Here is a 5116-nt window from a genome sequence, read left to right on the forward strand (position 1 = left end):
CCCCGTACCCGCCCTCGCCTGACGGAGACCACCGTGGACCTCGCCTGGTACGCCCTGCTCGGCCTCTTCTTCGCCGCCTACCTCGTCCTGGGCGGCTACGACTACGGCGTCGGCCTGCTGCTGGCCCGGGGCGGGTCGACCGCCCACCGGGCCGGCCTCACCGCGCTCGGCCCCTTCTTCCTCGGCAACGAGGTGTGGCTGGTGGCCTTCGTCGGCATCCTCTTCGGCGCCTTCCCCACCCTGGAGGGGGAACTGCTCTCCGGCTTCTACCCGGTCGTGGCCGGGGCACTGGTCGGGGTGATCCTGGTGACCGTCGGCGTGCAGTTGCGCAGCCGACCCCGAGACGCGGTCGCCCGCGCCGGCTGGGACCGGGTGGTCGTCACCGGCAGCGCGCTCGCCGCGCTCGGCTGGGGCGCGCTGCTCGGCGGGCTGTTGCAGGGCGTACCCCTGCACGCCGACGGCCACGTCGCCGGGGTCACCCACCTGGCCACCCCGTTCGCCGCCGCCGCCGGACTGGCGATGCTCGCACTGGTCGCGGTGCACGGTGCGACCTTCCTCACGCTGCGGCTGCCGGCCGCCGACGCCGACGCCCTCGGCCGGCTGGCCGGACGGCTGATCCCGGTGGCGCTCGCCGCGGTCGGCGCGGCCACCGCGCTGGGCCTGCTCTCCGAGCGGGTACGCGCGGCGACGCAGCAGCCGGCGGCGGCCGTACTGCTGCCGTCAGCACTGGTCACGGCGTTGTTGTTGGCGCGGGCGGCGCTCGCCCGGCGGCGGCCCGGGGTGGCCTTCGCCGCCACCAGCGTGACGCTGGCGCTGCCGGTGGTGCTGGTCGGCGCGGCCCTCTGGCCCGCCGTGCTGGTCTCCACCGTCGACCCGGCGGCCACCCTGACCGTGGCCCAGGCGGCGGCGAGCGGGCCGACGCTGCGGCTGCTGGGCTGGCTCGCGTTGCCCCTTGTTCCGGCCCTACTAGGCTTTCAGGCGATGTGCTGGTGGGTTTTCCGGGGACGGACCGACGGCAGGGCACCGGTGTACTGGTGAACCGCCGTCCCTTCGACCCGCGTCTGCTGCGCCGGGTCCCCGCGGCCCGGCGCGACCTCGCCGTGCTCGCGGCGCTCGGCGGGCTCACCGCGCTGCTGGTCGTGGGGCAGGCCACCGCCCTGGCCGCGCTGCTCGCCACCGCCTTCGGTGGTCGGCTGGACACCGGCGCGCTGGCCGGCTTCGTCGTCGCCGTCGGTGGACGGGCGGCGGTCAGCTGGGCGCAGGGCGCCGTCGCGGCGCGGGCCGCGGCCACCGTGAAGGCGGCGCTGCGGGCGGACCTGCTCGCCGCCGTCGGCCGGCACGGGCCCGGCTGGGTCGCCGGCCAGCGGGCCGGGCAGCTCGCCACCCTCACCGGGCGGGGTCTGGACGCGCTCGACGCCTACTTCACCGGCTACCTCCCCCAACTCGTGCTCAGCGTGACCGTGCCGCTGGCCGTGCTGGCCCGGCTGGTCTTCGCCGACTGGGGCTCGGCGCTGATCATCGCGGCGACCCTGCCGCTGATCCCGGTCTTCGGCGCGCTGCTCGGCTGGCAGGCGCAGGCCGCCACGGAACGGCAGTGGCGACGGCTGTCGATGCTCGGGGGGCACTTCCTCGACATGGTCGCCGGGCTGCCCACGCTGCGGGTGTTCGGGCGGGCCCGGGCACAGACCGACGTGGTCCGCCGGATGGCCGACGGCCACCGGGTGGCCACCATGCGGACGCTGCGCATCGCCTTCCTCTCCGCGCTGGTGCTGGAACTGGTCGCCACCCTGTCGGTGGCGCTGGTCGCGGTGCCGGTCGGCATCCGGCTGCTCGGCGGCGGGATCACCCTGTCGACCGCGCTGCTGGTGCTGCTGCTCACCCCGGAGGCGTACCTGCCGCTGCGGGCCGCCGGCAGCCGCTTCCACGCCAGCATGGAGGGACTGACCGCGCTGGACGAGGCGCTGTCGCTCTCCGCCGCCCCGGCCGCCGCTCCCGCCGCCACGCCCGGGACCGCCCCGCCCGGCGGCGGCGAGATCCACTTCGACAACGTCACCGTCGCGTACGAGCGGACCACCGCGCTGCGGGACGTCACGCTCACCGTGCGTCCCGGTGAACGGATCGCCGTGGTCGGCCCCAGCGGTGCCGGCAAGAGCACCCTGCTCGGCCTGCTGCTCGGCTTCGTCAGCCCCACCGCCGGCCGGGTCACCGTCGACGGCGTCGACCTCGCCCACGTCGACCTCGACGAATGGCGGCGGCAGGTGGCCTGGGTGCCGCAGCGGGCCCACCTCTTCGCCGCCTCGCTGGCCGACAACATCCGGCTGGGCGCCCCCGACACCCCCGACGCGGCGCTCACCAGGGTGGTCGCCGACGCGGCACTGGACGACGTGGTCGCCGCCCTGCCCGACGGGCTGGCCACCACGCTCGGCGAGCGCGGTCACGGCCTGTCCAGCGGGCAGCGGCAGCGGGTGGCGCTGGCCCGGGCCTTCCTGCGGGACGCCCCGCTGGTGCTGCTCGACGAGCCCACCGCCCGGCTCGACACCGCCAGCGAGGCGGTGGTGCTGGCGGCGACCCGGCGGCTGGTCCAGGGACGCACGGCGGTGCTGGTCGCGCACCGGCCGGCGCTGCTGGCGGACGCCGACCGGATCCTGCGGGTACAGGACGGGCGGGTCACCGAGCTGACGCCGGCCAGGGAGGCGGCCCGATGAGCACCCGTCGCGAAGGCGGTCGGACCGGCACCCGCCGCGACGGCGGCCAGGCGAGTGCCGGGAGCGCGGAACGGGCGGTGCTGCGGCTGGCCCGGCCGTACCTGCGCCGGCTGGTCGGCGCCGGGCTGCTCGCCGCCGCGACCGAGGCCGCCGGGCTGGCGCTGATGGCCACGGCAACCTGGCTGCTGATGAGCGCGGCCGGTCGGCCACCGCTGGACCGGCTCACCGTCGCCATCGTCGCCGTCCGGGCGCTGGCGATCGGACGGGGCGTGCTCCGCTACACCGAACGCCTCGCCGGCCACGACGCCGTCCTGCGAATGATCACCGATGTGCGGGCCCGGGTCTTCGCCACCCTGGCCGCCCGCCGGACCACGGCCGGGCAGCGGACCGGGGACGCGCTGAGCCGGCTGGTCTCCGATGTGGAGGCCGTCCAGGACCTGCTCCTGCGGGTGCTCGTACCCGGTGCCGCCGCGGCGCTGGTCGGTCTGCTGGCGGTCGGCGGGGCCGCGCTGGTCTCCCTGCCCGCCGCCGGGGTGCTCGCGGCCGGCCTGCTCGTCGCCGGGGTGGCGCTGCCCGCCTCGGCCACCGCGCTGACCCGTCGCGCCGCCGACGAGGTGGCGCCGCTGCGTGGTGCGCTCGCCACCGACGCGGTGGACCTCACCCACGGCGCGGCCGATCTGGCCGCCTTCGGTGCCACCGGGCAGGCACTGCGGGCCGCCACCGACCGTGCCGACCGGCTGGCCCGGCTGGAACGGCGGCTCGCCGCGACCGGCTTCGCGGTCGACGCGGCGGGGGTGCTGGTCGCCGGACTGACCGCCGGCGGCGTGGTGCTCGTCGCACTGCGCGCCGGGGTGGGCGGCGTACTGGTCGGTGTGCTCGCCGTGGGCACCCTGGCCGCCGTGGAGATCGCGCTGGCCCTGGTCGGGGCGGCCCGGCAACGGACCCAGCTCCGCGCCGGCCTCGGCCGGGTCGCCGAGCTGCTCGCCGCACCGGACGGCCCGGCCGGGGTGGACGCCACCACGCCGGTCGCCGTGGCAGGTGCCGGCACCGGCGACGCCGGGATCGACGCCGCCGACACCAGGGCGGGCCGGGCCGTCGAGGGGACCACGCACCACGTGCGTTTCGACGAGATCGTCGTCCGGTACCGGGCGGGTGCCGCGCCCGCCCTCGACGGCCTGGACCTGGACCTGCCCGCCGGCCGCCGGGTGGCGGTGGTGGGGCCGAGCGGTGCCGGCAAGAGCACCCTCGCGGCCGTGCTCACCGGTGCGGTACGCCCCGACGCCGGCCGGGTCACCCTGGACGGGCACGACCTGTCGGCGTACCCGGCCGACGAACTGCCCCGAGCCGTCGGCGGGCTGCTCGCCGAGGCGTACGTCTTCCACGCCTCGGTCCGGGAGAACCTGCTGCTCGGCCGGCCCGACGCGGGCGAGGACGCGCTGGCCGCCGCCACCGCCGCGGCCGGGCTGCTCGACTGGGTACGCGACCAACCCGACGGCTGGGACACCGTGGTCGGCGAGGAGGGCGGGCAGCTCTCCGGCGGGCAGCGACAGCGCCTCGCGCTGGCCCGAGCCCTGCTCGCCGCCCCACCGGTGCTGGTGCTCGACGAACCGACCGAAGGGCTGGACCCGGCCGCCGCCGACGCGGTGCTCGCCTCGGCGTTGGCCGCCACCCCGACCGGACACTCGGTGCTGCTGATCAGCCACCGGCTCAGCGGCCTCGACGGGCTGGACGAGATCGTCGTGCTGGACGCCGGGCGGGTCATCCAGCGCGGCGGGCACGCCGAACTGGTCGCCGCTCCCGGCTGGTACCGCGACCAGTGGCTGCTCCAGGAGGCCGCGGAGCGGGGCTACCTCGCCCTCACCCCGTGACTCCTCCAGCGGCGGTCCTGTTCAGGGAATCTCCCCGACGCGACCCGGTGTCGCCCATGGCAGGGTGGGATCCGTGTGGGGATCGGAACGTGTCCTGGAGGAACGGCTGGGCGAGCTGAACGGCCGACTGCGCGGCCCCGCCCGGCTCAAGGCGGAGCTGCTCGTCGAGCTGCGGCACGCGCTGACCGACGCCGCCGAGGCGTACCGGGAGGGTGGGCTGACACCGGCGGAGGCCGCCCGGCGCGCGGTGGCCGAGTTCGGCACCGCGGCCCAGCTCGCTCCGGCGTACCAGGCGGAGTTGGGCGCGGCGGCGCTGCGCGGCCTGTCGGTGCGAGCCCTGGTGGTGGCCGCGGTCCTGGTCATCGCGGGCGATCTCACCTGGCAGGGGTCGAGCTGGAGCGGCGGACCCCCGCCACCCGAGGCTTACCGGCTCCTGTCCGCCTCGGTGAACGTCGTCTGGCTGGCCGTCGCCGGGTTCTCGCTGGCCGCCCTGGCGGTCGGGCGGTGGTCGGCCCGTCGGGGCGGGAGTGGGCCGGTCACCCT

The 5116-nt window shown here is 77.2% G+C and carries 4 protein-coding genes; all 4 read left to right on the forward strand.

Annotation, left to right across the window (positions count from 1 at the left end; translation table 11 throughout):
• Nucleotides 1-1038, forward strand: a 1038-nt coding sequence (locus E1182_RS28985; RefSeq protein ID WP_243706477.1) for a cytochrome d ubiquinol oxidase subunit II, incomplete at its 5' end; no start/stop codon positions are given.
• Entirely contained in the window at nucleotides 1035-2705 is a 1671-nt protein-coding gene (gene cydD, locus E1182_RS28990; RefSeq protein ID WP_132270911.1) for a thiol reductant ABC exporter subunit CydD, read from the forward strand. The genes E1182_RS28985 and cydD, both read left to right, overlap by 4 nt.
• Entirely contained in the window at nucleotides 2702-4573 is a 1872-nt protein-coding gene (gene cydC / locus E1182_RS28995) for a thiol reductant ABC exporter subunit CydC (RefSeq protein ID WP_132270912.1), read from the forward strand. The genes cydD and cydC overlap by 4 nt, the downstream gene beginning before the upstream one ends.
• 73 nt (nucleotides 4574-4646) lie before the next feature.
• Nucleotides 4647-5116: permease prefix domain 1-containing protein (locus E1182_RS29000; RefSeq protein WP_243706478.1), on the forward strand; the 470-nt coding region annotated here is incomplete at its 3' end.

This window comes from Micromonospora sp. KC721 (genome assembly GCF_004348355.1).
Lineage (GTDB): Bacteria > Actinomycetota > Actinomycetes > Mycobacteriales > Micromonosporaceae > Micromonospora.

Bases quoted from the DNA above. Each gene is read 5' to 3' on its own strand.
- cydC (WP_132270912.1), top strand. From the start codon at position 2,702: ATGAGCACCCGTCGCGAAGGCGGTCGGACCGGCACCCGCCGCGACGGC.